The sequence below is a fragment of the Mesorhizobium sp. M5C.F.Ca.IN.020.32.2.1 genome, from assembly GCF_004023105.1.
GTDB lineage: Bacteria > Pseudomonadota > Alphaproteobacteria > Rhizobiales > Rhizobiaceae > Mesorhizobium > Mesorhizobium wenxiniae.
On sequence record NZ_RZSX01000616.1, the window covers coordinates 1 to 3988 of the forward strand.

Here is a 3988-nt window from a genome sequence, read left to right on the forward strand (position 1 = left end):
ACTGGGTGCCGGAAACGGGTGAGGGCCGAAACATCGAGCTGCAGCCCGGATCATATTGGACCCAGAAGGCAGACCAGATGCATGCCGATGCCTGTATGTCGGAAAAGCAGTGCGTGATCCTTCTTATCAACACCGAACCTTATTCCATTCTTTTCAAGAGCCGATAGCTGGACATCAACATGGAGCGTGACCTGGAAGGACACAGGGTGGTTGTCGTCGGCGCGAGCTCGGGAATCGGGCATGCCGTGGCTTGGGAGGTGGCGGCCCGCGGCGCGGAGGTCGTTATGATGTCCCGCTCCATGGACAAGCTCCAACGCGCATCAGAAGGCATGCCGGGACATGTGCGGCTTCATGCAGCCGATATGCGCGATGCGGTTGGCGTCGCCAATGCCCTTGCCGATTACGACACAATTGACCATCTGGTCCTCACTGCAGTCGCCGACGAACTGGCGCGGGCAAAGCCGCTCGCCGATCTGACGGATGAGGATGTCGAACGCAGCTCGACAAGATGCGAGGTTACTTCACAGTCGTGCAGGCTGCATCGCATCGCCTTTCGCCCACTGGCTCGATCGTGATGATGTGCGGCGCGGCGGCGGTCCGCCCTCCCGCTATGGGGTTCTCCCTTCTTGCCGCTGAAGGTGCTTCCATTCCGGGTTTCGGCAAGGCGCTTGCCAGGGAGCTTTCACCCGTTCGCGTGACCGTGGTCATGGCAGGGCTGGTGGATACGCCTATAAACAGCGCACGCCGTGAGCAAAGTGCGAAGTGGGCTGAAACCTCGCTGCCCGCTCGCCGCTTTGGACAGCCGGAAGATTTGGCGGATGCGATTATCTTCGCAATGCGCAATCCATATACGACAGGTGGAATTCTGGTTGTGGATGGAGGCCTGCTGATTGCCTGACAAAGACAGAGCTTGCCTTCGTCTGGGCGCGTTCCGTCATTCCAATAGTTCGGGGAACCCGCCGCGGCTCACGCCGCCAGCAGCGACTTCAGCTTGATCGTTTGCGAGCCGAGCGCCTCAGGCGCCGGCTTTGCCCTCTTGGCGATCAGCATCTCGGCCAGCCTTATGTCGCGGCCGACCGAATTGCCGGGGCCGATGCCGCTCGCCGCGACCAGCCTGCCGTCCTCGGCGAGGTGGAACAGGATGAAGGCGCCATCGTCGAGGTCGCGGCGCACAACCTTGCTGCCCTGGTCCGGCAGGCCTGATACCTGCAAGGTCAGGCCGTATTGATCCGACCAGAACCATGGCACCGCCGCGTGGCTTTCACCGGCGCCAAGCATGTTCCTGGCCGCAAGCGCGCCATGCTCCTGCGCGTTCCGCCAGGCTTCCAGCCGCACGCGCCGGCCGCCATAGACGGCAAGCGGAAACGAGCAGCAATCGCCGGCGGCGAAGATGTCCGGATCGCTGGTGCGAAGCTCGGCATCGACAGCTATGCCGTTGTCGATCGTCAGCCCCGCTTCCGCGGCAAGTCCGGTCACCGGCACGGCGCCGATGCCGATCACTGCCAGGTCGGCGACGATGTCCTTTCCGCCCGCAAGCGCAATGCGCACCCCGGCGCCGTCGTCGGCGATCGCCGAGATGCCGTCGCCGCACAGGATTTTGACGCCTTCGGCTTCATGCGCCTCGTGGATGATTTTGGCGATCTCGGCCGGCACGCCGCGCATCAGGATCCGCGGCTGCGCCTCGATGACGGTGGCCGTGGCCCCCAGCCTGCGTGCCGCGGCGGCGAGCTCAAGACCGATGAAGCCGCCGCCGACGATGGCGATTCGGTTTCCGGCGCTGAGATGCGCGCGAATGGCCAGCGCGTCATTAAAGGTCCGGAGGTAGACGCAGCGCGCGCCAAGCCCCGGCATCGGCAGCTTACGCGGAGTTGAGCCGGTCGCCAGCAAGAGTTTGTCGTAAGGCAGGACCGAACCGTCCGACAGGTGCACGACGTGCGCCGCGCAGTCGATCGCCATCGCCTGAACCGAATGGATATGCCGGATCGACCTCTCGGACAGTATTTCATCGCTGGCGATCGCCTTGATCTCGGGCGCATCACTAGCCATCGCTTCTTTCGACAGCGGCGGCCGCTCATAGGGCAGATGCGGCTCGTCACCGATCAGCGTCACCGGCCCGTCATAGCCGAGATCGCGCAACGCCAAGGCAGCCCGCCCGCCGCATTCGCCGGCACCGATGATGACCATCCCGTTCGTCATCACCGTCACCCTATCTGCACCAGGACTTTGCCGGCGTCGAGCTTGACCGGATAAGTCCTGAGATTGACGCAGACCGGCGCGCCCCTGGCCGCACCGGTCTTGTAGCTGAAGCGGCCATTGTGCTTCGGGCATTCAATGATGTCGTCCATCACCAGCCCGTCAGCCAGATGCACCTTCTCATGCGTGCACAAACCGTCCGTCGCGAAATATTCGTCGTCGGGGCTGCGATAGATGGCGAAGGTGCGTCCGCCATGGTCGAACCGCATCACGTCCTCTTCGTCGATGTCTTCGGCGTCACAGGCCTCGACCCAGTCGCTCATCAGTCCTCCCGGCAGAATTTTGCTTGGTCAGCTTGCCCGGCATGTTGCTTGGCATGGGCGCATATCATTCCGCTGCTGCCGCGACAGCATCGTTGTCGTTGTGAAATTCCTCGCGATAGGGCTTCGCGGTCGGCGGCAGTTCGCGCTTGAGGAAATAGTCTTCATTGCGCAGCTGGCGCAGGAAGGCAGGCACCATCTCGCGATAGCCGGCCAGGATCGACTGCGTCGGTGCTGGCAGGTCGTGCTTGATCATCTCGTGCAGCCTGGGCAGCGCGTGGTAGGGTACCATCGGGAACATATGGTGCTCGACATGGTAGTTCATGTTCCAGTAGATGAAGCGGCTGATCGGGTTCATGTAGACGGTGCGGCTGTTGAGGCGATGGTCGACTACATTTTCGGCGAGGCCGCCATGCTGCAGCAGGCCGGTCATGACATGATGCCAGGCGCCGTAAAGCCGGGGCAGACCGACCAGCATCAAGGGCAGGAACGACCCGCTATAAATTGCCAGCACGATGGTCGCGGCATAGATCGCGGTCCAGATGCGGGCAATGCGGATCGCCTTTGGCTGCTCCTGCTCGGGAATGAAGGTCTTTTCCGCCGGGCTGATGATGCCGGCCGCATTGCGCACCATGTCGCTCATGGCATGCCAGGCATCGACAATGCCGAAGAAATTGAGCACGACGCGCAACAGGTCCGGTGGGCGCATCACCGCGATTTCTGGATCGCGGCCGACGATGATCGTATCGGTGTGATGCCGGGTATGGCTCCAGCGCCAGGTCACCGGATTGCGCATGATCATGAAGCAGGCGAGCTGATAGATCACGTCGTTCATCCACTGCGTCCTGAACGCGGTGCCGTGACCGCATTCGTGCCAGCGGGAATCGGTGGAAGAGCCGTAAACGACGCCATAGACGAAGAAGAACGGCACGCACCACCAGGTGCCCCAGAACCAGGCGCCGCCTGCGCCGCTAAGGATCAGGACGGCGAGCCAGATGATGGTGTCGCGGATCGCCGGGCCGTCGGAGCGCTGCATTAGCTCCTTCATCTGCTTGCGCGGGATATCGGTATGATACCATTCGGCCGCCGCCAGCCCGGTCTCGACGGCGAGCTTGGCGTCGCGGCCGATCAGGCTGTAGTCGCGCCGGGACGGTGCTGCGTCCAACATTGCGTCCATGAGAGTGCCTCCACCAGCGTCCTGCAACCCGCCCGGTCAATGACCAGGCCGTGGTTGCAGGCCTCGAAGCCTAGAAGTAACGCCAAGCCATGATGGGCTCAATATCACAAAGATGGTTTCTATCATTTTCCATCAGAATGATGTAAACCAATTTGGCAAGCGGAGAGATAGCCATGGCAAAACGGCCGACCATCACCGATCTGGCGCGCACCTCCGGCGTCAGCGTCGCCACCGTCGACCGGGTGCTGAACAACCGCCTGCCGGTGCGCGAGGAAACCGCGCGCCGCGTCTATGAGGC

Annotated in this window: 6 protein-coding genes; 3 read left to right on the plus strand and 3 right to left on the minus strand. The window is 62.5% G+C overall.

Going from position 1 to position 3988, the window contains the following annotated elements; all coding sequences use genetic code 11:
* The first annotated feature begins 179 nt into the window (after nucleotides 1–179).
* Complete coding sequence (locus tag EOA86_RS41315) at nucleotides 180–575, plus strand: SDR family NAD(P)-dependent oxidoreductase (protein WP_128344208.1); 396 nt, start codon at nucleotides 180–182, stop codon at nucleotides 573–575.
* Nucleotides 509–898, plus strand: a complete 390-nt coding sequence (locus tag EOA86_RS41320) for an SDR family oxidoreductase (RefSeq protein ID WP_128344210.1) — start codon at nucleotides 509–511, stop codon at nucleotides 896–898. Before EOA86_RS41315 ends, EOA86_RS41320 begins: the two co-directional genes overlap by 67 nt.
* A gap of 68 nt (nucleotides 899–966) precedes the next feature.
* On the opposite strand, the gene EOA86_RS25490 is transcribed toward EOA86_RS41320, so the two are convergent.
* The 3 genes from EOA86_RS25490 to EOA86_RS25500 form a co-directional block, all read right to left on the minus strand.
* Nucleotides 967–2196: an FAD-dependent oxidoreductase gene (locus tag EOA86_RS25490; RefSeq protein ID WP_127208700.1), complete on the minus strand. Its 1230-nt coding sequence runs from the start codon at nucleotides 2194–2196 to the stop codon at nucleotides 967–969.
* A gap of 5 nt (nucleotides 2197–2201) precedes the next feature.
* Complete coding sequence (locus EOA86_RS25495; RefSeq protein ID WP_095517459.1) at nucleotides 2202–2516, minus strand: MocE family 2Fe-2S type ferredoxin; 315 nt, start codon at nucleotides 2514–2516, stop codon at nucleotides 2202–2204.
* A gap of 64 nt (nucleotides 2517–2580) precedes the next feature.
* Complete coding sequence (locus tag EOA86_RS25500; RefSeq protein WP_164759501.1) at nucleotides 2581–3690, minus strand: fatty acid desaturase family protein; 1110 nt, start codon at nucleotides 3688–3690, stop codon at nucleotides 2581–2583.
* 173 nt (nucleotides 3691–3863) lie between these two features.
* On the opposite strand from EOA86_RS25500, the gene EOA86_RS25505 reads away from it, so the two are divergent.
* Nucleotides 3864–3988: LacI family DNA-binding transcriptional regulator (locus tag EOA86_RS25505; RefSeq protein ID WP_164891974.1), on the plus strand; the 125-nt coding region annotated here is incomplete at its 3' end.